Origin of the sequence: Xanthomonas sp. DAR 34887 (genome assembly GCF_041245805.1) — a bacterium.
Lineage (GTDB): Bacteria > Pseudomonadota > Gammaproteobacteria > Xanthomonadales > Xanthomonadaceae > Xanthomonas_A > Xanthomonas_A tesorieronis.
Genome location: NZ_CP162490.1, coordinates 2,124,910 through 2,150,326, shown reverse-complemented (window position 1 = coordinate 2,150,326; position 25,417 = coordinate 2,124,910). Strand labels below are relative to the sequence as shown.

At 56.7% G+C, this 25,417-nt stretch carries 22 protein-coding genes, 2 tRNA genes and 1 pseudogene; 3 read left to right on the top strand and 22 right to left on the bottom strand.

Features of this window, described 5'->3' with window-relative positions; all coding sequences use genetic code 11:
- Positions 1-165: 165 nt before the first annotated feature.
- A complete protein-coding gene (locus tag AB3X08_RS09140; RefSeq protein WP_369937768.1) occupies positions 166-2,925 on the top strand; it encodes a TonB-dependent receptor in 2,760 nt (919 codons plus the stop codon).
- A 562-nt stretch (positions 2,926-3,487) separates the two neighbouring features.
- Here AB3X08_RS09140 and AB3X08_RS09135 read toward each other — a convergent pair.
- The 21 genes and pseudogenes from AB3X08_RS09135 to uvrB form a co-directional block, all read right to left on the bottom strand.
- Complete coding sequence (locus tag AB3X08_RS09135; protein WP_369937767.1) at positions 3,488-5,098, bottom strand: alpha-glucosidase family protein; 1,611 nt, start codon at positions 5,096-5,098, stop codon at positions 3,488-3,490.
- A gap of 293 nt (positions 5,099-5,391) precedes the next feature.
- Positions 5,392-5,700: a hypothetical protein gene (locus AB3X08_RS09130; RefSeq protein ID WP_369937766.1), complete on the bottom strand. Its 309-nt coding sequence runs from the start codon at positions 5,698-5,700 to the stop codon at positions 5,392-5,394.
- Positions 5,701-6,146: 446 nt separating this feature from the next.
- Entirely contained in the window at positions 6,147-6,698 is a 552-nt protein-coding gene (locus AB3X08_RS09125; protein WP_369937765.1) for a DUF4189 domain-containing protein, read from the bottom strand.
- A 51-nt stretch (positions 6,699-6,749) separates the two neighbouring features.
- A pseudogene (locus AB3X08_RS09120) lies at positions 6,750-7,016 on the bottom strand (DUF4189 domain-containing protein).
- Between the two features lie 451 nt (positions 7,017-7,467).
- Complete coding sequence (locus AB3X08_RS09115; RefSeq protein WP_369938493.1) at positions 7,468-7,830, bottom strand: DUF4189 domain-containing protein; 363 nt, start codon at positions 7,828-7,830, stop codon at positions 7,468-7,470.
- Between the two features lie 239 nt (positions 7,831-8,069).
- Entirely contained in the window at positions 8,070-8,576 is a 507-nt protein-coding gene (locus AB3X08_RS09110) for a DUF4189 domain-containing protein (RefSeq protein ID WP_369937764.1), read from the bottom strand.
- 14 nt (positions 8,577-8,590) lie between these two features.
- A complete protein-coding gene (locus tag AB3X08_RS09105) occupies positions 8,591-9,724 on the bottom strand; it encodes a type IV secretion system protein (protein WP_369937763.1) in 1,134 nt (377 codons plus the stop codon).
- A gap of 91 nt (positions 9,725-9,815) precedes the next feature.
- Positions 9,816-10,592 carry a type IV secretion system protein gene (locus tag AB3X08_RS09100; RefSeq protein ID WP_369937762.1) on the bottom strand — a complete coding sequence of 259 codons (777 nt, stop codon included), beginning with the start codon at positions 10,590-10,592 and terminating at the stop codon, positions 9,816-9,818.
- Positions 10,593-10,631: 39 nt separating this feature from the next.
- Entirely contained in the window at positions 10,632-13,097 is a 2,466-nt protein-coding gene (locus AB3X08_RS09095) for a VirB4 family type IV secretion/conjugal transfer ATPase (protein ID WP_369937761.1), read from the bottom strand.
- Between the two features lie 93 nt (positions 13,098-13,190).
- A complete protein-coding gene (locus AB3X08_RS09090) occupies positions 13,191-13,496 on the bottom strand; it encodes a type IV secretion system protein VirB3 (protein ID WP_369937759.1) in 306 nt (101 codons plus the stop codon).
- A complete protein-coding gene (locus AB3X08_RS09085; protein WP_369937758.1) occupies positions 13,496-13,891 on the bottom strand; it encodes a TrbC/VirB2 family protein in 396 nt (131 codons plus the stop codon). The genes AB3X08_RS09090 and AB3X08_RS09085 overlap by 1 nt, the downstream gene beginning before the upstream one ends.
- Positions 13,892-13,952: 61 nt before the next feature.
- Positions 13,953-14,852, bottom strand: a complete 900-nt coding sequence (locus tag AB3X08_RS09080) for a lytic transglycosylase domain-containing protein (protein WP_369937756.1) — start codon at positions 14,850-14,852, stop codon at positions 13,953-13,955.
- Positions 14,853-14,930: 78 nt separating this feature from the next.
- Positions 14,931-15,965, bottom strand: a complete 1,035-nt coding sequence (virB11, locus tag AB3X08_RS09075) for a P-type DNA transfer ATPase VirB11 (RefSeq protein ID WP_369937755.1) — start codon at positions 15,963-15,965, stop codon at positions 14,931-14,933.
- A gap of 11 nt (positions 15,966-15,976) precedes the next feature.
- A complete protein-coding gene (locus AB3X08_RS09070) occupies positions 15,977-17,230 on the bottom strand; it encodes a TrbI/VirB10 family protein (RefSeq protein WP_369937753.1) in 1,254 nt (417 codons plus the stop codon).
- The gene (locus tag AB3X08_RS09065; protein WP_369937751.1) at positions 17,227-17,997 is read right to left on the bottom strand and encodes a TrbG/VirB9 family P-type conjugative transfer protein; all 771 of its coding nucleotides are present in this window, start codon (positions 17,995-17,997) and stop codon (positions 17,227-17,229) included. The genes AB3X08_RS09070 and AB3X08_RS09065 overlap by 4 nt, the downstream gene beginning before the upstream one ends.
- Positions 17,994-18,908, bottom strand: coding sequence for a virB8 family protein (locus AB3X08_RS09060; RefSeq protein ID WP_369937750.1), 915 nt, complete (start codon positions 18,906-18,908; stop codon positions 17,994-17,996). The genes AB3X08_RS09065 and AB3X08_RS09060 overlap by 4 nt, the downstream gene beginning before the upstream one ends.
- A gap of 81 nt (positions 18,909-18,989) precedes the next feature.
- The gene (locus AB3X08_RS09055) at positions 18,990-19,403 is read right to left on the bottom strand and encodes a TcpQ domain-containing protein (protein ID WP_369937749.1); all 414 of its coding nucleotides are present in this window, start codon (positions 19,401-19,403) and stop codon (positions 18,990-18,992) included.
- 391 nt (positions 19,404-19,794) lie between these two features.
- The gene (locus tag AB3X08_RS09050; protein ID WP_369937747.1) at positions 19,795-21,468 is read right to left on the bottom strand and encodes a type IV secretory system conjugative DNA transfer family protein; all 1,674 of its coding nucleotides are present in this window, start codon (positions 21,466-21,468) and stop codon (positions 19,795-19,797) included.
- A 35-nt stretch (positions 21,469-21,503) separates the two neighbouring features.
- Complete coding sequence (locus AB3X08_RS09045; RefSeq protein ID WP_369937745.1) at positions 21,504-21,761, bottom strand: hypothetical protein; 258 nt, start codon at positions 21,759-21,761, stop codon at positions 21,504-21,506.
- Between the two features lie 164 nt (positions 21,762-21,925).
- Positions 21,926-22,000: transfer RNA gene (locus AB3X08_RS09040), tRNA-Val, on the bottom strand.
- Positions 22,001-22,092: 92 nt separating this feature from the next.
- A complete protein-coding gene (uvrB, locus tag AB3X08_RS09035) occupies positions 22,093-24,114 on the bottom strand; it encodes an excinuclease ABC subunit UvrB (protein WP_369937744.1) in 2,022 nt (673 codons plus the stop codon).
- 146 nt (positions 24,115-24,260) lie between these two features.
- Here uvrB and AB3X08_RS09030 point away from each other — a divergent pair, with 146 nt between their 5' ends.
- Both AB3X08_RS09030 and AB3X08_RS09025 read left to right on the top strand, forming a co-directional pair.
- Positions 24,261-24,788, top strand: coding sequence for a GspH/FimT family pseudopilin (locus tag AB3X08_RS09030; protein ID WP_369937742.1), 528 nt, complete (start codon positions 24,261-24,263; stop codon positions 24,786-24,788).
- A gap of 56 nt (positions 24,789-24,844) precedes the next feature.
- Positions 24,845-24,921: transfer RNA gene (locus AB3X08_RS09025), tRNA-Asn, on the top strand.
- Positions 24,922-24,961: 40 nt separating this feature from the next.
- On the opposite strand, the gene AB3X08_RS09020 is transcribed toward AB3X08_RS09025, so the two are convergent.
- Positions 24,962-25,396: a type IV pilin protein gene (locus AB3X08_RS09020; RefSeq protein ID WP_369937741.1), complete on the bottom strand. Its 435-nt coding sequence runs from the start codon at positions 25,394-25,396 to the stop codon at positions 24,962-24,964.
- Positions 25,397-25,417: the final 21 nt, after the last annotated feature.

The following is a 25,417-nucleotide window of genomic DNA, read 5'->3' as shown; positions in this document are numbered from 1 at the left end:
ATGCGATGAAACCCAGTGAATACGTATGCAGGCCGCGTTCGCAGCGGATTGCGGTGTCTACCATACGTCGCAGTCGCGTCACCGAACATCGGCGGCGCGATACCTACATCCGGCCAATCTTCCGGATCAGAAAATTTGCACGACAACATTGCCTGGGAGGGGAAAATGTTGAACCACAAGCGCAATGCGCTGACGCTGGCGTTGGCCATCGCCATGACGCCGATGCTGGCCGCCGCACAGTCCGAGACGCAATCCGGCACCGCTGCCCCGGCGACCGACAATCCGGTCACCGACCTGGACAAGGTCCAGGTGACCGGCATCCGCCGCGGCATCGAGAGCGCGATCGCGATCAAGAAGGATTCCACGTCCATCGTCGAGGCGATCTCGGCCGAGGACATCGGCAAGCTGCCCGATGTCAGCATCGCCGAATCGCTGGCGCGCCTGCCCGGCCTGGCCGCGCAGCGCGTGGCCGGCCGCGCCCAGGTCATCAGCGTGCGCGGCCTGTCGCCGGACTTCTCGACCACCCTGCTGAACGGCCGCGAGGTGGTCAGCACCGGCGACAACCGCAGCGTCGAATTCGACCAGTACCCGTCCGAACTGGTCAACGGCGTCACCGTCTACAAGACTCCCGATGCCGGCCTGGTCGGCCAGGGGCTATCGGGCACGGTGGACATGCAGACCGCGCGCCCACTCAGCTTCGGCGAGCGGGTGATCGCGATCGGCGGGCGCTACCAGCGCAATTCGCTGGGCAAGGCCGCCGATACCGATCCTTACGGCAACCGCTTCAGCGCCAGCTACATCGACCAGTTCGCCGACCGCACCATTGGCCTGGCGATCGGCTATGCGCATACCGACACGCCGATCCAGGAGGACCAGGTCGGCCTGTACGAACCGTGGAGCACCCAGAACACCGACACCGGCGCGCGCCCGGGCGTGGCCGCCGGCACCTATTTCTCCGACGGCATCAAGGCGCTGCGCCGCACCGGCGACTCCAAGCGCGACGGCGTGATGGCGACCCTGCAGTACCGCCCGTCCAACGCCTGGACCAGCACGCTCGACGCCTTCCACACCGAAGCCGAGCAGATCGATACCGCCAACCAGTTCGAGCTCAACCTCAGCAACTACAACGGCGGCTACACCCCCGGTCTGGCCATCAGCAACCCCCAGGTCAACGGCAACGGCACCTTTACCGGCGGCACCGCGAGCGGCGTCTACCCGCTGGTGCGCGGCATGTACAACAAGCGCGAAGACAAGATCGACGCGTTCGGCTGGAACAACGAGATCAACGCCGGCGCGGTGCGCATCATCACCGACGTGAACTATTCCAAGGCCACGCGCAAGGAGCTCAATCTCGAGAACAACCTGCAGCTGACGCCGATGCCGCAGCTAGATACGGTCGGCCTGGCTTACCGCAACAACGGCTTCTCGCAGATCTCGCCCGGCCTGGACTATTCCAACCCCGATGCGCTGTACATCACCAACACTATCTACGGCTCCGGCTACGGCAAGGCGCCGCGCGTGGAAGACGTGCTGAAGGGCGCGCGCCTGCAGGCCAGCTTCCCGATGCCCGAAGCGCTGCGCTGGTTCTCCGATCTGGACGTGGGCGTGAACTACGCCGACCGCGAAAAGGAAAAGCACCAGCCCGAAGGCAACATCACCCTGGGCGCGCAAGGCGACACCACCATCGCCTCCGACCTGCAGTACGCGCCGGTGAACCTGGGCTTCGCCGGCATCGGCTACATCCCCGCCTGGAACGTGCCCGGCGCGGTGTCGCGCTACATGGTGTTCGACCCCAGCGAGGACGCCTCCTACCTGGTCTCCAAGGCCTGGACCGTGCAGGAGAAGATCACCACCGCCTGGATGCGCGCCAACATCGACACCGAATGGGGCGCGGTGGGCGTGCGCGGCAACATCGGCGTGCAACTGCAGCACGCCGACCAGTCGTCGCAGGCGAACTACTGGGATGCCTCGCAACCGGCCGGCAGCGAAGTGCGGCCGATCGACGAAGGCAAGACCTACAACGACTGGCTGCCGAGCCTGAATCTGGCGTTCCAGTTCCCGTACGAGCAGACCTTGCGCTTCGCGCTGGCTAAGCAGGTCGCGCGTCCGCGCGTGGACCAACTGCGCGCCTCGCTGGAATTCGGCGTGGACAACGCCACCGGCAAGCCCGGCGCCAGCGGCGGCAACCCGACGCTCGATCCGTGGCGCGCCAACGCCCTGGACATCTCGTACGAGAAGTACTTCGGCGCCAAGGCCTATGTCGCGGCCGCGTTCTTCTACAAGGACCTGAAGAGCTACATCTACACCCAGACCCGCGACAACTACGACTTCTCCGCCCTGGTCGCCGGCTACGTGCCGCCGCCGGGCGCGGCGCCGGTGCAGACCACCGGCACCTTCAGCGCCCCGTTCAACGGCAAGGGCGGCACCCTGCGCGGCCTGGAACTGACCGCCTCGCTGCCGCTGGACATGCTGTTCGCCCCGCTCGAAGGCTTCGGCATCCAGGCCAGCGCGACCTTCAACGACAGCGACGTCAAGATTCGCGACCCGGAAAGCGCATCCAGCGTGGGCGACGGCGAGATCAGCCTGCCCGGCCTGTCCAAGCGCGTCTACAACCTCACCGCCTACTACGAGCGCAACGGCTTCGAAGCGCGCGTCAGTCAGCGCCGGCGCTCGGACTTCATCGGCGAGATCGGCAACTTCAACGGCAACCGCACCCTGCGCTACGTGGTTGGCGAGAACATCACCGATGCGCAGATCAGCTACACCTTCAGCGACCTCAGCAGCCTGAAAGGCCTGAGCCTGCTGCTGCAGGGGAGCAACCTGAGCAACTCGCCGTACCGCACCTATGCCGAGAGCAAGGACCGCCCGCTGGAATACATCGAGTGGGGCCGCACCTACGTGCTCGGCGTGAACTACAAGTTCTAGGCCAACCCTCCGTGCCTGTAGCAAGCCCGTCGGCGTGATGCCGGCGGGCTTTTTTTTTTGAAGTGCGCTTTGCACGATGAGCCAAAAGCATCGACGCATTAGTCCAGCCGCTCAGACGATAACGCCGGCGCAGGATCGATGAATGACGTAGTTAAGTGCCGCCCGTTCGTTGTGTCTGCCACATGCAAGGCCGAGGCCGCGCCGGCGCCAACGTCGATGTCACCCGCGACGAAATGGCGGCAGCATCGTGAGAGCGCTTTCGCTCGGGGTGCTAGAGAAGCACGAGTTCAATCGGAGCAACGGCTTCTATGCACTGTAGGCAGCGCAAGCCGATGGTTCGCAACCTGGTCGCGTCCTAGCTGCTGCCATGGCGGCAACATGCGGGTGTTGGATACGGGATCCGGAGTAGCGAGCAGTTCGCGTAAATGCGGCACGGACATGCAGGAAACAGGCGAACGTCCTGTGGCTAGGAGGAAAGCCGCGCTCCAGCGCCCGACGCGGCGTCCATGCCGCTCTAGGCTGCCTGTCAGGCAGGCAGCCGAACTAAAGGATTACGCGGCGGCTACACGCGTTCCAGACACGCCATCGCGTAACCGGGCAGCTGCAAGCCGCCTTCGGCCTCGCCTGGGTCGACGCCAGGTACTGCCAGCTGTCGCCATTGCCCCTCGGGCAGCGTCACCTCGCTGGCCTGCGCCGACAGATTGAACGCCAGCAGCAGCGTCTGCTGCGCATGCCGGCGCTGGAACATCAGCACCGGCTCCGCGGTCTCGACGAACGAGATATCGCCCTGGCGCAATGCCACATGCTGCTTGCGCCACGCCTGGAACTGCTGGAACGCGGTCAATACCGAATGCGGATCGGCCAGCTGCGCCGCCACCGATTGCGCACGATGCGCCGGCGCCACCGGCAGCCACGGCTTCCCGGTAGTGAAGCCGGCTTGCGCACTGTCGTCCCACGGCATCGGCGTACGGCATCCATCGCGACCCTTGAAACTCGGCCAGAACGCGATGCCATACGGATCCTGCAACGCCTCGAACGGCACTTCGGCCTCGCTCAGACCCAGCTCCTCGCCCTGGTAGACGCAGACCGAACCGCGCAACGAGCACAGCAGCGCGATCAGCAACCGCGCGAATGCAGGCGTCTGCGCACCGCGCCCCCAGCGCGTCACCGCACGCTGCACATCGTGATTGGAAATCGCCCAGCACGGCCACCCCTCGGTCATCGCCGTTTCGAGGCTCGACACGGTCTCGCGGATGTAGCGTGCGCTGAAATCGTCGGTCAACAGCTCGAAGCTGTAACCCATGTGCAGATGCCCGGCCCGCGTGTACTCGGCGGTGGTGGCGAGCGAGTCCTCGGACGAGATCTCGCCCAGGCTCACCGTTCCCGGATAGCGATCGAGCAGGCCGCGCAGCTTCTGCAGGAACGGCAGGTTCTCCGCCTGCGTGTTGTTGTAGTAGTGGTATTGGAACGCATACGGATTGTCGGGACTGAAGCCCCGCCCTACCCGCTTTTCCAGCGGCTTTGGCGGATTGTCCCGCAGCGACGGATCGTGGAAGCAGAAATTGATCGCATCCAGCCGGAACCCATCCACCCCGCGCGCAAGCCAGAACTCGACATTGTCCAACGTGGCCTGTTGCACCTCGGGATTGTGGAAGTTGAGGTCAGGCTGCGACGCCAGGAAGTTGTGCAGGTAGTACTGGCCGCGCCGCGGCTCCCACTGCCAGGCGACCCCGCCGAAGATCGACATCCAGTTGTTCGGCGGCGTGCCGTCCTCGCGCGCGTCCGCCCAGACGTACCAATCGGCCTTGGGATTGTCGCGGCTCTGGCGACTCTCCTTGAACCATGCATGCTCCACCGACGTGTGGCTGAGCACCTGGTCGATCATCACCTTCAGGCCCAGCGCATGCGCCTTGGCCAGTAAGCGATCGAAATCGTCCATCGTGCCAAACAGCGGATCGACCTCGCGATAGTCGGCGATGTCGTAGCCGAAGTCGGCCATCGGCGACTTGAAGAACGGCGAGATCCAGATCGCGTCCACGCCGAGCGACGCGATGTAATCCAGCTTCTGCACGATGCCGGGCAGATCGCCAACGCCATCGCCGTTCGCATCGAGAAAGCTACGCGGATAGATCTGATAGATGACGGCACCGCGCCACCATGGAGCCTGAGTCATGCAACGCCCCCCTTCGGGCAGAGATCGCGTGCGCAATGGGCACGCGGAAAGCTGCGTTAGGGTAACGTTGATGCACGAGTTGCAGAGGCGCCTGCATACGTATTCACGCGGTGGCGCATGAGGATGGCGCCACACCGAACGCGACTGAGCTATGTTGAGAAAGACGCAGTGGCCCGCATCGCCGCAAACCTCACACCACATTGCGTGGTTAGCAGGTTCGCTACCGCCACATGGACAGCACGCCTTGCCAGCGACAGTCACACGACCGCCGCTGGCACTACGCCGCTAAGGCATCAAAACCCGAGACGCATCTTGCCGAACTTCTCGTTGACCTTCTGCGCATATCCACCGCTATCGCCAGCAGAAGTGCAGGAATTCAGATAGCTCTGCCGGGCGTCGCTCGTCTTGTTGGGATTGTAGCCATGCCGATCGAAGCGAACGATTTTGAAGTAATCGGTCATCGGCCCAGCGCAACTCTGGTCGAGGCCAGCGCCGACCAACTTGCCCGACATGCACATCAATGTGGCGCAGGGATCGCCAGCGTAAGCAGGCGCCGCGACCAAGGACGAAACCACCAAACACGTCACTGCGAGCATCTTCATGATGCAACTCCTAGAAGGGACAGATAGTAAAAAACAGTGCGTTGCCGGCCAGCTGCCCAGCCGACCCGGCAATACTACCCTATGGCCGCGCTTAGGCCATCACCTGGCTTGGCACTGCCCCAAGTGCAACCGCAACTTTGACACCAATCCAGCACAACAAGTTACGACTGCCAATACCGACATTAGAAAGATCGCAGCTAGTATTTTATGAAAATAGGCCCGGAGCATTCAGAATCAAAAACTCTACAACCAGCAGAGACGATCTTCCCCCATACTGAGGAAGCGTCTGGAGCAGCGGCATCCTTGTTGGGGCCACCACTCACAATATATTTCCACCATCTGTATTGGCCAAGCAAGAGCAACACACTACGCAAAGAGACTTGGCTTGCAGTCGTCCAGTGGCCTCTGGATGGGACGCTGGAAAGAACGCTCCAACATTTATTAAATTAGTATTGTTTAAAAAATGGATCTGAGCATTGACTAAAGCTCTGCTCACACGCTTTTCCAGACCATTTTTCGCAATTTCTCTTTGCCAGCTCCGCTGCAGCAGGCACAGAACCAGCGCTAACAATTGAACCGCCAGGCCCACCTGTGACTGGATCGACCGATACGACACATTGGTTCTTGTATGTAAATTTAATGTTACAGTCGCGCGCGCCCCAGCTACCACACTTATTTAGCGCATCAATTTCGGCGTCCTTTTTTGATAATTTTCCCGAGCTGACGCCTGTGTCTCCATTAGGGGCCTGAGCAATAGCACCCCAAGTTTTAATCCATTCACCCGAAGGCCTTGGAGGAGGAGCATTCATATAACTCCCAGAATCCATACCTTGGCCAACTGCTGAAGAAGAAGGGCCACAGGAAGCATTTCCTGCTGCGACACCTATTGGGCAGGCTGTTTGAGAAAAACAGCCGAAGGGTGCTAAAAGCAGCAAAAAACAACCAATCCTAACGGAGGTCATATCCCAAAACCCGTTTTTGCCATCAATATGGTCCACCAAAACATCTGCTGCAATGCTGAAAAAATGCGGCGAGAAAAATTATCAATTTCAGTATTTCCTAAAAATAGGCTCTGAGCATTCAGAATAAACAATTTTACAACCGGTAGACGCACTCTTATTGCATGTCGAGGAAGCATCTTGAGCAGCGGCATCCTTGCTAGGGCCGCTACTCATTATATATTTTTCACCTGCTGTATTGGGCCATGCAAGAGCAGCGCACTGATTACGGTACGTAAAGAGGCTTTTCTTGCAATCAAGCGCTCCGTTCTAAGCACATTTAATCAACGCTTCACTTTCCGCTTGCCTTTTAGACATTTTACCAACAGCCAGACCTACGTCTCCGGTAGAATCAGCAATAGCTATCGCGCCCCAAGTCTTAATCCATTCACCTGACGGTGTGGGGGCTTGGGGTTGAGAGTAACCCGCTCCCTCTTGGGAAGGAGTTGGACCGCAAGCAGCGCTTCCAGCAGCAACACCGATTGGGCAAGCGGTCTGAGCAAACACTGGCAATGCAACAAAAAAAATGAAAAGAGATAGAAACATATTTTACCCTCCGCGATACACCTCAAATTGCGCAAAATTGCGCCGATTTTGATCAAGCAAAAAATGAAGGCTAGTTCGGCATGAAAATCTGCTTACGATTGGACATCTATGCCCAATTCGATGACCATCACCGCCACTTAGAAGACACGTGCAGTAAATAGCTTTAGCGGAGTATCGCTCAACGCATCCGCCTATCGCCTGTACGCTATCAGTGGCCCACGAATCAGTAGCTTTGGAAAAGCTGAGCAGTACAATCTGAATAAACAACCTTACATGCTTCATGATCGGGAGAGATACACTCCTTTACTGCTATCGACCCTGCGCTCGACTTATCGGGCCCGTAGCCAACAGAAGGACTGCCATTCACTTGATTTGGCCAAGCCAGTGCAGCGCATTGGTTATGATAACTGAACGCCTTACAATCGTTCGCTCCCGATCTTTGACATTGCAGCACAGAGTCCCTTTCCGCCTGAGCTTTTGACGTTTTCCCCACAGAAGCTCCCACATCGCCTGTAGAAGCAGCGACAGCTATGGCACCCCAGGTCTTTATCCATTTACCCGAAGGCGCTGGAGGGGGAGCAGTCATATAACTTCCAGAATCCGTACCTTGGCCAACTCCTGAAGGAGAAGGGCCACAGGAAGCATTTCCTGCTGCGACGCCTATTGGGCAGGCTGTTTGAGAAAAACAGATGGAGGGCGTCAAAAGCAGCAAAAAACAACTAAACTTAAAAACGTTCATATTCCAAAACCGAACTTTTTCATCAACATACCCGCCAAAACATCTACCGCAGCGCTGAAAAATTCGACCAAGAAGAACCATTAAAATTAGTATTTCCTAAAAATAGGCTCTGAGCACTCAGAATATACAACTCTACAACCTGTAGATGCACTCTTGTCACATGTCGAGGAAGCGTCTTGAGCAGCAGCATCCTTACTAGGACCATGGCTCACAATATACTTTTCACCGGCTGTATTGGGCCAAGCGAGAGCAACGCATTGGTTACGATAAGAAGAGAGACCCTGCTTGCAATCAAGCGCTCCATTTTGAGCACATTTAACCAGCGCTTCATTTTCCGCTTGCTTTTTAGACATTTTACCAACAGCTAGACCTACGTCTCCCGTAGAACCAGCAACGGCTACGGCCCCCCAAGTCTTAATCCATTCCCCTGACGGTGTGGGGGCTGGCGGTTGCGAGTAACCCGCTCCCCCCTGGGAAGGAGTTGGACCGCAAGCAGCGCTTCCAGCAGCAACACCGATTGGGCAAGCGGTCTGAGCGAACACTGGCAATGCAACAAAAAAAATCAAAGGATAAAAATAAATTTTAATTTTCATAGTGAACCTCGAGTTCACACAGCATTGCCACGTTCACCGGTTTGTGGTCGAGTATCAGTCGACGCAACGCCAGTATTCAACCTAGGCGTGCTGATCTGAACGCTTCCAACCTGACTTGGGGCGGTCACATCACGACCAACCTGCTGTGGTACATATTGTTGTGGTACATAAGTTCCTGGCGGCTGGCCTTGCGGACCTGGGCTGCTCGACGCAGTAGCCGCGCCCATCGCCGCGTACGGAGTGAAGCCGCCCAACGTTCCTTGGAAGAACATCGCCGCCATCGGAGGCGCCGTCAAAATCAAGGTGGTCAGGATCAAACCCATTCCTCCTTGCTGCAGCGCTTGGCTGCTGATGCCGGAGTTGAAATCCTCGCCAATCAGCGCGCCTACAAGTGATGCACCCCAAAACGCGGTCGCCACCTTCGCCACCATATCCAACGCAATCGAGGTCATGACAGCCAATACCGACATTGAAAAGAACGTGCCGATACCATAGAACAACCATCGCTGGAACAAAGACTTTGTTTGCTCGAATAACAGGCACAAGATGAAAAGCGGACCAAAACCGACGAACAGCGCCATCGCGATGCGGTACAACAGCATCATCGAACCAGCCACTACTGCGGGTCCTCCGGTACCGACGCCAACCATCCACATCGCTCGCGACTTTTGCGAATCCAGTGTCGCATCATGCACTACGTCCAGCACGTCGATACTCGACAAAGCGACCTGCATCCAGCCCAGGCTTTCGTCGACCTGATCTTCCGGGGTCTTGTTTTCGCCGGTGATCGCATACGCGATCTCACGCTTCACGTCGTCGTTGACGAACTTTTGAATGTATGGGCTGGTCATGCCGATCGAAGCGGCCGCGGTCACGATCAACGCGTTCTTGCACATTGTGACGATAAACGCAGCCATCGAGTCGCGGCTACGTCCGGTAAGCATATTGAAGCCTTGGATCATGATCCAGACGGTCAGCACGATCATGGCGACCCCCGACACCCAAAGCGTAAACCTACCCAACAGGGCGGTTTCGAAGTCGGAAATCCGCGTCGTCAAATAAGACATGATCTGGCGATAGAAAATAAAATCGCCGACCGAAGACACCGCAGGATAGGGATTGAACACCTGGATATGCAGGGAGTTCATCCATTGCCCGAAATTAGAAATTCCATTTGCCATCACAACACCTCAATCAACATTTCCGAGCGATCAATAAACATCCCTGCACTTTTCCGTTTCAGTCGCCCAGAGCTTCGGCAAGAATAGCGGTTTTAACCACAGTCCCAAAAAGGCTCTGCTTGCCACGCAACATCTCCTGGGTAACAGCACGTTGGTTGTCTTCAAGCGCTGCAATGTACGTGTCGTAACCCTTGAGTCGGGTATTGACCTCTTCAAACGCTACCGACATCCGCGCATTAGTATCGCTAACAGAGAACTGAGACCCTTGAACAATGCCAGGATTCTGACTGCTGTTTCTTTGCTGCAAAATTTTGTTCAGATCGCTTTGAATGCCGGGGACAGTCTTCTGCAGAAATTCGATTACGTAGTTATAACGCTTGTTTTTCATATATTGAATTGCAACACACAATTGCTTCTGTTGCTCGCGTGGGCTGCTGCTTTCGAACGCGCCACCAGATCCACCAAGCATGCTGGTGATGGAACCGATATTCAGACTCAAACCCGAGCCGCAACGTTCGATACCGTAGCTTTCGCTGACAGGCTTTAGATCGACGCCGCTTGGCAGCCCGAAACTACTGATCATTGACTGCAACGTCACAAGATTCTGCTTCAGCAGGTTGTATTGATCCATATACTGCGTGTATTCGGAGCCCCACTGCTTCACCTGCGCAATAAAATTCTGGATGCTTTGGCTGATGGCCGCGACGTCAACGACAGGGACGCCAGTGGCACCAGCGTTGAACGGCACCACGGCCAGGCCAATGCAAGCGGAGACGGAAACCGCAAGCACCTTGGACTTGATCTTGGCAAAACCGCGCTTAGACTGTTGTTTCATGGGATGACTCCTATCATTGACAATTTAACAATAATATTACTAACGTGTGCTAACCGCTGTAGCGCTCGAAGAGCGACTACTCGGCTTACTCTTCCCTGAACCCTTACGATTGTTATAAAACTCCTGTAACCATTCCTCAGGCGGCACATCGTTCACGGGGACTCGCAACCGTGATGCCGCGGAACTGACAACCTCGTGCATGATTTCGATATTATCGGTCGAAGCGGAAATTACAGCGAGTGCATCGTCCATACCGCGCAGATTCAACTGACAGACGCTCGACGCATGACCTTGCTTGACTAGGAAACAACGCGACCGCTCATCGAGACTGATCACGACTTGATATTCAGCTTCGGTCAGCTTAAGACCCTCGATGTAGTCTTCGCGATCCGCATTCGGATTCGGCAGCAAGATCAGGGTTGCGGTCTGCTCGATCAGCGCCGCGGAGATGTCGCTCTTCAGCGCATCCTCGGGACTCTGCGTAGCGAAGATACCTAGCCCGTTTTGCTTACGAATGGTCTTCTGCTTGTTCTTGGCGAATTCCTTCAGGGCGCCACCGCCATCGAGGATCTTCCAAAACTCATCCATTACATAAATCAATGGCCGTCCGTCAATCAGCGACTCAAGCCTGTGCAAAAGATAATTGATCACAGGAATACGCACTTCCGGATTATCGATAACATCCGTGTAGTCGAACCCAATGATGTTCGCCCGCGACAAATCGATCGTATCCACGGGATTATCAAACACCCAGCCCAACGAGTTACCCGCGGTCCAACGCCGCATACGCGCAAATAGACCATCATCCCCCATATTGGGCAAACTCTTCTGGAAGTTGGTCATGTTTCGCAAATGCATGGGCGTGTCGAGCATATTCTCGACGGCGCGGAAAATATCTTCCTCGTCACGGGAACTATATTCACGCTTGCCAGCCAAAACCTTGATGAGGTCGGCAAGGAACTGGACATTACTTTCGTTTCGCTCGCACTGGAATGGATTGAAGCCAGTGGGCATACCATTATCCAGCGCCAGGTAATTGCCACCACAGGCGCGTACAAAAATCTCAGCGCCGCGATCCTTGTCGAAGAAGAAGATAGTTGGCGCAGGATCATACTTCTGCACCTGGCTAAGCAAAAAATTAATAAGCGCCGTCTTACCCGTACCAGACTTACCAATCACCATGGTATTGGCAATAGCCTTTTCACCAAGCGAATTCTCGCTAGGATGAGTAGCATGAAAATTGAAGAAGTATGGCTGACCATTGGTAGTCTGCAGAGTCGTAACGCAGTCTCCCCAGGGGTTGTTCGTGCGCTTACCCGTGGCAAAATTGTGCAGCGGAGAGAGGCCAAGAAAATTCAGCGAACTTACGTTGGCAATTCGCGTGCGATAACGCCAATTTCCGGGCAATTGGGAATAGAAAGAAGAGGCGACTGCAAGATCTTCCTTGGCGGTCACGAAACCACCGTTAGACAGCTCCGCCCGTGTCGAGGCGATATTTTGGGTTAGTGTGTCCTGACTGTCTGCATAGACGGCTATTGTGAAGTGATACTCGCCCAGAACGAAATTGCCGGATGCGATCTGATCCATCGCCATGTCTAGCTCGATGATCTGGCTCACAGCTTTGTCGCCGGACGAAATCATCATACCCTTGGTACGATCCAAAACACGCAAGGCATCCTGCCGTCCAATCGGGCTGAAAGAATGGGTAATGACGTATTCAAAATCCAGATACTTCAGCCCATTCAAAATTCCAGGGTACGTGCCTTCCGCGTACTCCTTGATATTCAGAATCGCACCGAAGTGATTAACGCCATTCGGGGTATTTATTACGTAATCACCGCTCTTGGCGGAGAACATATGCCGACTTACCGGCAAATACTCATTTACCGGCGCGGACAATACCGGCACGGGCTCATCGATTCTGTTGATGAGATAAGCAAAGAACTCCAATGTTTCGGAGAACACAACGCCGTTTTTTGCCTCGTAGATTCCAAGCCGATAAGGCGCGTAATCGCGAATTACTGCTTCCACGTTGCCCGCCAGCTCAAGCAGCTTAGAAACAGCCTGATCTTGCTCCGCCTTCAACCGTTTGACATCCGAAGACTTTTCGGCAAACCTCTTGCCGCTCACCAGCGGGCGATAAATCATGGTGAGATACAATTCGTTTTGCATCAGACGTTGAGAAGACAGCATCCCGAAGTATTGCTCCGACAACTGTCTGTTGAATACGTTGTTGTATTCACCTCGCTGGGTGATTTTCCTGCGGCGGCGAACATCGTGCGTCCAAAAAGCAACATTTACAAAATCAGGCGCTCGTAGCGTCTGCAGCAGCCGATTAAACGTATTATGGCGATGTTCGAGCTCCCATTCGTCTCTTCCCACGAACGGCAATCCTTCCAGGTGCCAAGTAATGAGAAAGTCGCCCCCCGTTGTCTTGACCACATGGGTCGAAACATGGGACGACAATGGCACGAATTCGCTGATGGAAGTATCCGGGTTGAACATCGCTTTACCTAAACCCCTGTGGATGATTCTTTAATGCAATAAGGAAGTCGACGCCTACTGGCGACGACTTCCCAACCTCGATCCCCACCTCCGTTATCGTGGAGGTGGGGATTTCCGGTAGCTGTTGGGTGTGAAAACCCACTTCCCTGAATTGAACCGAATATTTCTGGCCCTGAACTTGAATTGCCAGCGCAAGCCCAGCAGACGAAATATCATCTCGTCACGCCTAGCCATCTGTCGCAAAATTAAAATGATGACTGGAATGAAAAACATGTACAACATATTTGTATACATAGAAAAAACCAACGTTCCGCCCGCCCCTATAAAAAAAGGAACATAAGGGACCCCGAGAAGCATCGCAGGGCGCGTACAGCCGCGAAACACAACGTTCTTTTTCATCAGACGTTCAAATATGGCAATGCATGCGAGATGTAGGCGTCAACCGCAGAGCAAGTGCCGCCGGCCTTGCTGCCCAGCAGCATGCGAGCGATCTGGCCTGCGGCACCAATCAAAACGCCACCAATGAGAAGCGGCGCAACGTCGCCAATTCGCTTGTGAGCGAATCCGATTTGGTAACCGGCGAAAATCACGGCGATGGTCACGACCGCAATCGATGCAATATTCAACAGCCCCATTATGTTTGTGAAAAATTCACAAGTCTTGGTATCCGTTCCACCAAAGGTACCGCTAGCGAAGGCGGTGGGCGCCGTCAGCGCGGCGACAAAAACCGCAGCCTTGAGGAACGCTTTGACAGCGTTGCGAGCTTCAGAAGTATTGAAATTAGCGCGCTTCATTTTTGTTTCTCCTTGTTAGGCCCAACTTTTTGATGAAGCTCCGGGTCGGCCGTTCCCGGAACTAGAAAACAAACGCTGCATCCCCCCTGATTACGGCTGGCTTTTGGGACGGTGTGACAACCGGAGCTGATGGCTGTGCGACTGGTTTAGCAGAAGCCGCCCCCAGCATGACGGGAGCTTGAGTAGACCCCATGAGTATAGCCACTTCCTCGCCTCCGGCCGCACCGCCCACTGCTCCCAAGCCATTTCGCGTGCCCGCTGACTTGGCGTCAACGCTCCCATTGGTGGCCTCGGCGCCCGTTGAATGGGAATTCTCACTACTCGAAAGCTGCGTCAGCGCTGGAGCCACAGACTGCTTCTGTGCTGCAAAAACCTGCGCAGGATCAGGCGGCGCATCAATTTCGGCGGACTTATCACCTACCACACGCGACAAGGCGCGATTAGGAGCGATTGTTGTCACTGCTTTGCCAGGCCGGACCACGTTCGCGCCCGCCAAAGGAATTGGCGCAACACCATTCTGCGCGGTGTTTCTGGCAATCGAATTGTATATTTTCTGCACGTAACCATGACGAAAGCCCGTCACAAAGTTACCGGAATAGTAGCAACTGAACGCTTTACCCCAGTCATTTCCCGAACGCCGATAGCATTCGGAAAGGATCGCCGAACCCGCCTTCAGGTTAGGGCATTGCTGGAATGCCTGTTCGTACGTCTGCAAACCATATTTGGTAAGGTTGTAACGATTGACCTGGGCAAGGCCCACCGAGAAGTTGTAGCCTTTGTCTTCCAGCATCTGAACGGTGGAAAGAGCCTCTGCAAGATTCTGGGGTTGACGTACAAGCCGTCCGCCCACTACGCCTATGGCGTATGGATTATAGGACGACTCCACGTGTACGACATGTTGCATCACCGACATCGGCGTCGCCATGTCACCGCATGCAAGCATTTCAAATCCTGGAAGCATGGCACTGACTCCCGGCTCCAGCGACGTGTATCGAATCTCCTACTACAGGGAAAGTTAGCGATCGATGATTGAAACGGATCATTGAAAGCTCCTCTCTGGATTGAAATCAATTCCGGTGATGTAACGATTCCCTTCGTGGGCTTTGATATGAACGACCACATCGATTGTCATCATCAATAGGCGCTTGATAACGTTGAACTCCAAGCCAGAGCCCTCTGCAGATGCCTTAACCATTAACGCTAGCTGGTCCCATGTCTGATCAGGGCTACCGGCATGACAGCTGGTGATCGACCCCGGGTGACCTGATGCACAGTTACGAATGAAATAAAATGCTTCATCGCCACGAAGTTCGGCCAAAATGATCCTGTCTGGCTTCATCCGTAAGCATGCCTCCATGCAGCTCTTCGCGGTCACGTTGCTGGTACTTTGTCCACCTTTGGAATAGAGCAAGTGCACTACATTGGGTTGCGAAATAAATAACTCTCGCGCATCCTCAATGGTCACAAGACGTTCACTTGCGGGAATATGGTTCACCAGCGACTTCATGAACGTCGTTTTACCGCTGCCGGTTGCTCCGGAAACAACGATGTTCTTTTTATACAGCACCGCCTGCCTAAAAAATTCAGCATAGTTTCGGCACTGACGGAGCATGAGAAGCTCCTTGTCATGCTGGCTTATTTCCCCGGTATGCTCCAATATTTGATTGAAGAAGCCGTCTTCCTGGTATTGGGACAGTGTTTTTGTATGCTTTGAAGGCAGCCGAATCGTAATTGACACCTTGCCTACATCGCAGGCCGGAGGTATCACGAATTGCGCTCGCTGCCCCGTGGGGAACGTCAACGAAACCACTGGATCGGCATCCGTGATTCGTTGCCCAGTATTACTTTCGTTGACGACTGCCGTACAAAATTGACGCGCACGTTCGAACGTCAATCCCGGCACCTCTATCTGCTGCCATCCCTTGCGCGTCTCCAGGTAGACCTCGCCGGGCCGATTGATACAGATTTCGGTCACGTCAGGCGAAGTCATGAATTCCTGGATTCCCAGTACGCTGTACTGGTAATCCAGGAAATCGCTAGATGCGCTAGACAATGGCGAGACTTCAGCGTCCACGTTGGATCTCTTTATTTTCTCGGCAGCACGTTGGTGAAATCAACGTCCTTTGCTACATAGACGTTGATCAGAGACCCCTGATTGATGGTCACTGTCGGTGGACGCTTCATATTCTCAGAGACAGCTTCGTTGGCTATACGCTCCATCGTTCGAGCAGTCGCACTTTCGTAGGGAGACTGAACTTCCACGCCTGAAGTGGATACAGTAGTAGTTTCAGGACCATACTCGGCCGCGGCATATTTAAATGCGTCGCTCAACAGGCTGATCATCAGCGCCGACGAAATGCGCGCGCCCCAATGCGCATTGTACTGGCCAGGGTGACCAGCGCCGCCAAGGTTATCGGTACCTGGACTCGACATCGCCACATCTATGCCTGTAGGTGTGGTGATCCGGTCCCACACCACTGCAACGCGCTTACCGGTCGGAGCGCCACCATAGCTCCCATAGATCTTCGATCCCTTAGGAAGCAGCAATGTGCGGCCGTTAATCGAATAAACGGGCTCTGTTATAAGGCATGAAGTAAAACCAGCCAGATCGGTAATTACACGAGTCTCCAAAATACAACGAAGGTACGTGCCGCGTACCAACAGAGCGTCAGGGTGCCGGATGAACTGAGCATTGGAAATTTTCTGGGCGCTAGCGCCCGCATCGCCGCCAACTTGATCGCCCTGTCCCTGAGCTGGCGCGAGACCGCCCAAAAGAGAATTGGAATATTGCTCGGCAGTCATCTCCCCATTGCCTGATGCCTGAGGCGAAGCTCCACCAGCAGAAGCCATGCGGCGCTCAGCCAACGTAGGACCAGCAGGCCGTTCACGCTCCTGACGAACCGGAGCGGAATACGTCGTAGGGTCCTGAGGCGGAAGCGGCGGCGCCAAGTCGATCGGCGGGGCCGCCTGCTGCTGCTCAACGGGCGGCGGTACATCAGCCATCTTGGGCAGGCTAGGAGCAGAGATAGCCGTCGTCGGCTCTTTCTTTACTTCAGTGGCATTGCGATTTATTGCGTTCTGGTACAGAAAAAATGCCAGCACCACCAGCACCAAAACAATCGCGGCCAGAAAGAACAGAGCCTTTCGATTGAGGCGCCGATCCTCTACTGAGCGTAGCTCTGGTGCGGAAGCATCGAGATCTGGAACGGTTTGAGCTTGCGCCCGCGCATAATAAGGATTTTGCGCCTCGTGCTGAGAGGGCTGGTTGCGATAATCATCATCGCGGCCATCAGCATCAGGACGATTTTGATTGTTTTCAGGAGGATTATTCTGGCTCATTTTTTCACATTCCTCCGCAGACCAACAACATTGTTTCCATGCCTAATGACCAAGTAAGGATAGGTGCCGTGAACAACAAGCATATTTCCTTCAACCGTGGTGTTGACGACAAAATCCTCGCCATGCTCTTTCTCACGTCCGAAAACCGCCGGGAAATTCCCGGTTTGAAACTCGGAGGAGTCCGTCAACTTCAGATAGGTAAAGCGCCCATCGTCATAGACGCTGACCGGCACAAGCCAGGCCAAGCGGCTACGGGTAGAATACGAATAATCGAAGTAATACTTTCTGTCTTTGGCCAACTCAGTACTGAGCAGAGGCTTCGCCTCTTCTTTAGCTTCACTTTGAGCGGTAGAAAACTGGGTATCGCTGGGATAATTAAAGACGATCTTATACTGAACACCCGCCCGGCGAGCTTGTTCCAGCTGCCGCCAGTCGGTGGCGACGACCTTGAGTTCGAAAATGTAAGAGTGCGTCTCCGTCCGAACCATCATATTGGTATCGACGTCGACATTCTTTGGCTTTAGATAGAAAACATTGTCACGCCGAGTCAATTCCCAGCCACTGGTGAAGCCAGTGCTGTAATCCAAAATTTTTTCATTTGGATTGAGTTCGATTTGCGTGGTAATGCCGAGGCCAGCACGAACCTGGTAGATTTGATCGGCCTTGTAATCATAATAGTCGACCGCTTGCGCAGCCGCAGTGCCGACCATGCAGATCGACATGACCATCAACAACAGTCGCAGCCCCAGCTTTTGCCTATGCTTCATTGCCTTTGTGCTCCGTCATTTCCAATAGAGATTCCCTCTGCTGGCGCCGTTCCGTTCGCAGATGCAGCAGGGACTTCGGTACCGATAGCTGGAGCAGATTGAGGTGCGGCAGCAGAGGGACTGACGCCAGGCGGCGCAGCAGCTGCCGGCGCACCAGCGGCACGATTTTCAATGGTCGGAATTGCCTTATCGTAATCGTTGTCTACACGGTACTCTGTCACCTGGAAACCCAGAGGATTTTGCAGACGATCTTGCTCGTCCATCTTCAGATTGTCGTTATAGGTAAATGCCATCGTAACCAATTTGTTATCCAAAAATGTCGAGACGCCCGTGCTTTTTTCATAAAGACTACGTTGTATTCTCACCGCCGCGCCGCGGAAACCACCGTTAGGACGCATCCCCAATGGGGTGATACTAAGGATCTTTACTCGTATCGCCCGGCCTTTCCCATATTTCACATATGGACTGTCTGGGTTGTTCTCCATATAAAGCTGCCTATGTCCAGCCCCGACCGCGGGTGTAGACATAATGAAAACCAGGTTCCAATCCCGCAGCGACATTATTTCAGAATCGTAAGATTCACGCGCGGTCACGTATTGCGCCACGTTGCTTCGATTGATTGCTTCGCTCGAAGTGATCTGCTGGTTGTAAAAATCTCCTTGCAGTCGTGCGACCGTAGCGGTGCCGGTATAGGCATCGGCCATGACGATATATGGCACCTTCTCCTTCAATGGCAACATGTAGTAGTAGCCACCCGCCAACATGACTGATACGGCCAATGAAATTGTCGCAACCGTCCAAGCACGGCGCTGGCTGCGCTGCGCCAGATCCGCGATGGTCAGCTCGTAGCTGACTCCTTTCGCGACCACTTGGTCCAGTTTTTCACTGCTAGAATCTTTCTTACGGAACATGGGTTATCCGCTTCTACTTTAATTTTGCAAAAACCAGCGGCGCTCCGAGCGACGACAATGCCGTTCGGACCACAAGAGCATCTAGTTGACCACCTGAGAACTAGCAGGCTGAGCCACGATTTGATTACCTGCCACTGTTACCCGTATACCTTGAGCGGCGTAGACAGCGCTCAGTTCGTCTACCGCCTGCTTGATACTTGTGGTGCCAATTTTTGTGACTGCAGAATACAACGTATAGTCGGACGCCACGTTATATGCCAGGGTCATATTGGAGTCCTTCGCCCAGCGCTCCAACATGGTTTTTAGTGTCCCATCCATCGGCGTTGGCTGATAGACGTACGACGAATAAAGGGGCAACTCCATTGGAGCATCAGCAAACCGATTCACGGGCTTCCAACGGCCACGGAAATCGGCAGCTGGCTTAGTAGCGCAAGCGCCTAACACGACAGTCGCTGCCAAGACACCAAACAGCTTCAATAAACGCGCTTGATTCACGCTTTAATCTCCATCAATAATGACAAATATTTTGTCGCGTTAAGGAAGCGCGCATAGCAACGCTCCCCCCTAACTCCACTGGAATTAAGAGTGACCGTAGATATAATCAGGCAGCAAGCGTCGAGACCCAGAGCCTGCAAAAACAGCAGCTGCTCTAGCCTTCGAAGAAAAGTCAAGTTTTACGCAGTCCATCTTAACTTTACTTTCCATGTACATCCCATCCTGCGCCCTGTCTCAGCGGCGCCCCTGTTCCGTTCAAATGAAAGCTTGATGCGAGCTTAATGTGCCTACTGCTAACCCGGGAGTCAAGCCGTAGGTGAATTAAGTCACGAATTTAGCAGTGCCGATCCGCATAAGGCGACAAGCGTCACACTCTTCAAGCTCCACGTCCCTACAGTGCAATTTTAGGCACATCGACCTTGTCCATCAAACGCGAGGTGAAGTACCTGTCCTTGTAGTACTTGATCTTGTCGCACTTCACAGGATGCGGGATGCCCTCGTACAGGAACACCTCGTGATCGTTCCCCATTGCCTTGAGTTCCTGCGGCAGCATCAACGCCCTCCTCTCCTCCGACACGCTGCGGGTCACGTCCTTGCCGCGCGTCACGTTCTGTTTGCGGAAGGTGGTGTAGCCGAGCATCTCCGAGTAATCGTTGGCATCCTGCTGCTCGCGCGGAGCGTAGAGGATCTGCAGTGCATGGTTCGTGATGATGGTCCGCGACACGTCCTTGCCATAGGTCGCGTCCAGCTGCGCCATGCTCTGGATGATCGGCAGAAGGCGGACATTGTAGCCAGCCATGTATGACACCGCCGAGGCGATGATGTCGACCTTGCCGATCGCGGTGAACTCGTCCATCAGCAGCAGACATTGGTACTTCAACGCCGGGTTGCTCTTGGGCAGCTCCTTGGTGTTGAGGTTGATGATCTGGCTGAAGAACAGGTTGATGATCAGGCGGCTCTCGGCCAGCTTGTTGGGCTGGATGCCGATGTAGATGGTCATCTTCTTCTTGCGCAGGTCGGTCAGCAGGAAGTCGTTGTCGCTGGTGGCCGCATCGAGCACCGGATTGATCCAGGCGTTGAGCGGCTCCTTCAACGTTCCCAGGATCGAGGCGAAGGTCTCCTCGGCCTGCGACAGCATGTTGGAGAACGCCGACCTGGCGTTGCTGCTGAGGAAGCGTCGCTCCGACAGCGACTTCAGGTATTTCTTCAGGTCACTGCCGTCGCCCGAGGACAGGCGGTAGATCGCTCCCAGTGTCGGGGTGCCCAGGCCGCCCGGGAAGCCGATGTTGCGCTCGTCGTCCCAGTTCTCGAACAGGTACAGCGCGAACGCCATGAACGCATTGCGCGCCTGGCTGACCCAGAACTTCTGGTCGTCCGACCCATCCGGATACAGCATCGCGGCGATGCTCATCAGATCGGAGACGCGAAACGCCGGGTCGTCGGACACGTAGCTGAGCGGATTCCAGCGATGCGTACGCCGATCTTCGGCGAACGGATTGAACAGGAACACCTCCTGCCCCTGGCTGGCGCGCCAGCCGCTGGTGAGGTCGAAGTTCTCCTGCTTGATGTCCAGGACCACCACCGATTCCTGGTACTCGAGCAGGTTCGGGATCACCACGCCGACGCCCTTGCCGGAACGGGTGGGTGCGGCCAGGATGACGAACTGCTGCCCGCTCAGGCGCACCAGCTTGCCTCGGAACTTGCCGACCACGATGCCGTTGCCGCTCTGTTTGAACAGGCCGTGCTTGGCCAGGTCGGCGGCACCGGCGAAACGGGCGTCGCCGTGCAAGGCCTGCTTGCGCGGCTTGAACATCAAGACCAGGGTCAGCAGGCACAGCAACCCGGGCAAACCGAAGCCCAGGTAGCCGGCCCACTTGATCTTGCCGACGAAGGGCGCGACCTGCGGCAGGCCGACGGCATGCACATATTCGTAATAGGTCCCCAGACCGAACAGGCGCGTGTCCAGCTTGAGCAGCAGCAGCACCAGATAACCGGACAGGAAATAGCCGACAACGGCAGTGAGTGCGACGACAACCGCAGCCGCAACGATCTTACGATTGGACAAGCCCCTATCCTCCCTGATGCACCTTGGCGGCTATTCTAGCTCCGGCGCCGGGTACTCGGCTTGGTCTGCGACGGCTTTTTTTCGACGCTGGCGCCGCCACCATCCCGCTCGACCAGGGTATCCATCCAGACCCGCGCCTCGTCCCAGGACATGTCGTGCGGGTCCAGGCGCGCGCCACCCTCGGTGGTGACGGTGTAGCCCACCACGTTGGCGGGGTTGTATTCCGGTTCGCGCGTCAACGCCACCAGCTGGTAGCGTCCTTTGACTTGAATCGTATGATGATATTCCATCATGCGTACGGCCCTCCTGCCTGATCGTCGCACCGATGCTAAAACAACCCAGGCGCCAGAGCCACCGCCGCACGGGGCGCGCCAGCCTCCCGCCCAAATGCCGGGCAACAAAAAAGCCGGCATGCGCCGGCTTCGTCGTGTTCCACGCATGCATTGCTTGCATGTAGTGGTGGGCGGTACAGGGTTCGAACCTGTGACCCCTACCATGTCAAGGTAGTGCTCTACCGCTGAGCTAACCGCCCATCGCTGCTGCGGCCATACCGCTGCAGGGGCGCGAATCTTAGCCCACCTTGCGGCCAAGAACAATAGCCGCGAGGACCCCGCTGGCGTGCGGCTAGCCGACCAGGCTGGCGTCGCGCAGCTTCTTGATCTGATCGCGCACCCGCGCCGCGTCCTCGAACTCCAGGTCGCGCGCGTGCTGGTACATCTTCTGCTCCAGGGCCTTGAGCCGGGCTGCGACCTCCGCCGGCTCCAGCATGCGGTAGTCGGCCGGCTCTTCCGCCACCCGGCGCCCCTTGCCCTTGCCGGACTTGGTCTCGGCCGCGCCATCGGCGCGCGCGCCCTCCAGGATGTCGACGATCGGCCGCGCCACCGACTTCGGGGTGATGCCGTGCTCGAGGTTGTACTCCACCTGCTTCTCGCGGCGACGCCCGGTCTCGTCGATCGCTGCCTGCATCGAGCGGGTCATCCGGTCGGCGTACAGGATCGCCTTGCCGCGCAGGTTGCGTGCGGCGCGGCCGATGGTCTGGATCAGCGACCCGGTGGAACGCAGGAAGCCCTCCTTGTCGGCATCCAGGATCGCCACCAGCGACACCTCGGGCATGTCCAGGCCTTCGCGCAGCAGATTGATGCCGACCAGCACGTCGAACTTGCCCAGGCGCAGGTCGCGGATGATCTCCACGCGCTCGACCGTGTCGATGTCCGAGTGTAGGTAGCGCACCTTGATCCCGTGTTCGCCCAGGTATTCGGTGAGGTTCTCGGCCATGCGCTTGGTCAGCGTGGTGACCAGCACACGGTCACCGAGGCCCACGCGCAGGTTGATCTCCGACAGCAGGTCGTCGACCTGGGTGCCGACCGGGCGGATCTCCACTTCCGGATCGATCAGCCCGGTCGGGCGCACCACCAGTTCGGTGATCTCCCCCGCCGACTCGCGCAGCTCGTACGGGCCGGGCGTGGCCGACACATAGATGCTGCGCGGCGAGCGCGCCTCCCATTCCTCGAAGCGCAGCGGCCGGTTATCCAGCGCCGACGGCAGGCGAAAGCCGAATTCCACCAGCGTCTCTTTGCGCGAACGGTCGCCCTTGTACATCGCGCCGATCTGCGGGACGGTGACGTGCGACTCGTCGACCACCAGCAGCGCGTCGGCCGGCAGGTAGTCGAACAGGGTCGGCGGCGGTTCGCCCGCGGCCTTGCCGGTGAGATGCCGCGAGTAGTTCTCGATGCCGTTGCAATAGCCGACCTCGGCCATCATTTCCAGGTCGAATTGGGTGCGCTGCGCCAGCCGCTGCGCCTCGACCAGCTTGTTCTGCGCGTACAACTGCTCCAACCGTTCCTTCAGCTCGATCTTGATGGTGTCCACGGCACTGAGCGTGCGCTCGCGGGTGGTGGCGTAGTGGGTCTTCGGGTAGACCGTGTAGCGCTGCAGCTTGCGCATGGTCTCGCCGGTCAGCGGATCGAACAGGGTCAGCTGCTCGACATCGCCGTCGAACAGCTCGATGCGCAGCGCTTCGCTGTCCGACTCGGCAGGAAACACGTCGATGACCTCGCCGCGCACACGGAACGTGCCGCGGTGCAGCTCGTATTCGTTGCGGGTGTATTGCAGGTCGGTGAGGTGGCGGATCAGTTGGCGCTGTTCGACATGCTCGCCGATCGACAGGATCAGGCGCAGCGACAGATAGTCCTCCGGTGCGCCCAGGCCGTAGATCGCCGAGACCGTAGCCACCACCAGCGCGTCGCGGCGCGACAGCAACGTCTTGGTCGCGGCCAGGCGCATCTGCTCGATGTGCTCGTTGATCGAACTGTCCTTCTCGATGAAGGTGTCCGACGACGGCACATAGGCCTCGGGCTGGTAGTAGTCGTAATAGCTGACGAAGTACTCGACCGCGTTGTTCGGAAAGAACGCCTTGAACTCGCCGTACAGCTGCGCCGCCAGGGTCTTGTTCGGCGCCATCACCAGGGTCGGCTTCTGGATCGCCTGGACCACGTTGGCGATGGTGTAGGTCTTGCCCGAGCCGGTTACCCCGAGCAGGGTCTGCTTGGCCAGTCCGGCCTCAAAGCCGGCCACCAGCTTCTCGATCGCCTGCGGCTGGTCGCCGGCGGGCGAGTACGGCGATACGAGTTGGAAACGGTCGGACATGGCTCATCACCTTGAAACGACAGATGAGTATAGCGAGCGCCGGATGACAGCCGCGTCTGGAAAACCCCTACAGGCCGATCGGCAGTCTGGCGATGCTCTCGCGCCGCGCCCAAGTTCAGGCTGGCAGTGCCAATCGAGGAAGCGCCATGAACGCAAGGATCCGAGGCTTCACATTGATGGAGACATTGACCGCCATGGCGGTCGCCCTAGTCACGCTGTGCATCGGCATACCCAGTTTCGGTCAGTTGCTGGACAGGCATCGGCGGCTTGCGGCCACCAACGAAATGCTGGCGCAATTGGCGCTCGCACGGAGCTGGGCAATTGCCAGAGGACAATCCGTGGCCCTGTGTCCGTCGAACGACCGCCAACAATGCGACAGCCGCGTCGAGTGGAGCGGCGAATGGATCATCTACGCCGACCCGGACGGAGATCGGCAACCAAATGGCAACAACGACGTCCTGACGGCATCGGCAGCGCCGGGAAGCCCCGGCCTGCGCATCCTGACGTCCTCCGGACGCCCGCAGATGCGCTACCTCCCCGATGGAAGAAGTTCGGGCAACAATCTCACCTTCCGGCTTTGCGACGATCAGGTCCTCGTGGCCGAGGTGGTCGTCAGTGCCACAGGGCGGGCACGCGCAACACGTCCGAACGACGGGGCGCCCTGTACACCATGAGAAGCGGAAACCGGGCGCTTGCCAGCCAGGAAAGATGTGCCTACAATACGCGCCTCGCCCGAATAGCTCAGCCGGTTAGAGCACTTGACTGTTAATCAGGGGGTCGTTGGTTCGAGTCCAACTTCGGGCGCCACCTTTAAAAAAACCGCCGTTGATCGGCGGTTTTTTTTGCCTCACCAGCACTTCGCGGGAGTCGAGGAAAGGGTGCCGCTGGCCGAACGCGTACCCCGTTGGTCGATCTGCAGCGTTGCGCATTCCCTATCCTTCGCTTGCGGCTTTCCGGCGATGGGCACTGCGGTGATCGTGAAGCTTGTAGCACTGCTGGACGCCAAGCTGACCGTGTAAAAATTGGTCACGTCGGCACTGCATGCCGGGAGCGCCGGCGCGCTACCGTCTGCGTTCACGTAACTCATGTTCGTGGTATGGAAACGCTCCATGTATTGCGCCGCCTCCTGCACGCATCCCGCTGCGGCCGAACGCCGCGCCTTGATCATTGCCCAGCTGTAGCTGGCCATGGCGATACCGGCAAGAACCGCGATGATCACTACCGTGATCATGATCTCGATCAAGCTGAAACCGCGCTGGCTTGAAAATCGGCGATTACGCATGCCATGACTCCGATGGATGGG

Bases quoted from the DNA above. Each gene is read 5' to 3' on its own strand.
- AB3X08_RS09080 (WP_369937756.1), bottom strand. From the start codon at position 14,852: ATGCTTCCAGGATTTGAAATGCTTGCATGCGGTGACATGGCGACGCCG.
- AB3X08_RS09060 (WP_369937750.1), bottom strand. From the start codon at position 18,908: ATGTTCCGTAAGAAAGATTCTAGCAGTGAAAAACTGGACCAAGTGGTC.
- AB3X08_RS09095 (WP_369937761.1), bottom strand. From the start codon at position 13,097: ATGTTCAACCCGGATACTTCCATCAGCGAATTCGTGCCATTGTCGTCC.
- uvrB (WP_369937744.1), bottom strand. From the start codon at position 24,114: ATGTCCGACCGTTTCCAACTCGTATCGCCGTACTCGCCCGCCGGCGAC.
- AB3X08_RS09090 (WP_369937759.1), bottom strand. From the start codon at position 13,496: ATGAAAAAGAACGTTGTGTTTCGCGGCTGTACGCGCCCTGCGATGCTT.
- AB3X08_RS09105 (WP_369937763.1), bottom strand. From the start codon at position 9,724: ATGAACTCCCTGCATATCCAGGTGTTCAATCCCTATCCTGCGGTGTCT.
- AB3X08_RS09085 (WP_369937758.1), bottom strand. From the start codon at position 13,891: ATGAAGCGCGCTAATTTCAATACTTCTGAAGCTCGCAACGCTGTCAAA.
- AB3X08_RS09045 (WP_369937745.1), bottom strand. From the start codon at position 21,761: ATGATGGAATATCATCATACGATTCAAGTCAAAGGACGCTACCAGCTG.
- AB3X08_RS09020 (WP_369937741.1), bottom strand. From the start codon at position 25,396: ATGCGTAATCGCCGATTTTCAAGCCAGCGCGGTTTCAGCTTGATCGAG.
- AB3X08_RS09140 (WP_369937768.1), top strand. From the start codon at position 166: ATGTTGAACCACAAGCGCAATGCGCTGACGCTGGCGTTGGCCATCGCC.
- AB3X08_RS09065 (WP_369937751.1), bottom strand. From the start codon at position 17,997: ATGAAGCATAGGCAAAAGCTGGGGCTGCGACTGTTGTTGATGGTCATG.
- AB3X08_RS09030 (WP_369937742.1), top strand. From the start codon at position 24,261: ATGAACGCAAGGATCCGAGGCTTCACATTGATGGAGACATTGACCGCC.
- AB3X08_RS09115 (WP_369938493.1), bottom strand. From the start codon at position 7,830: ATGACTGCTCCCCCTCCAGCGCCTTCGGGTAAATGGATAAAGACCTGG.
- AB3X08_RS09100 (WP_369937762.1), bottom strand. From the start codon at position 10,592: ATGAAACAACAGTCTAAGCGCGGTTTTGCCAAGATCAAGTCCAAGGTG.
- AB3X08_RS09070 (WP_369937753.1), bottom strand. From the start codon at position 17,230: ATGAGCCAGAATAATCCTCCTGAAAACAATCAAAATCGTCCTGATGCT.
- AB3X08_RS09135 (WP_369937767.1), bottom strand. From the start codon at position 5,098: ATGACTCAGGCTCCATGGTGGCGCGGTGCCGTCATCTATCAGATCTAT.
- AB3X08_RS09110 (WP_369937764.1), bottom strand. From the start codon at position 8,576: ATGAAAATTAAAATTTATTTTTATCCTTTGATTTTTTTTGTTGCATTG.
- AB3X08_RS09130 (WP_369937766.1), bottom strand. From the start codon at position 5,700: ATGAAGATGCTCGCAGTGACGTGTTTGGTGGTTTCGTCCTTGGTCGCG.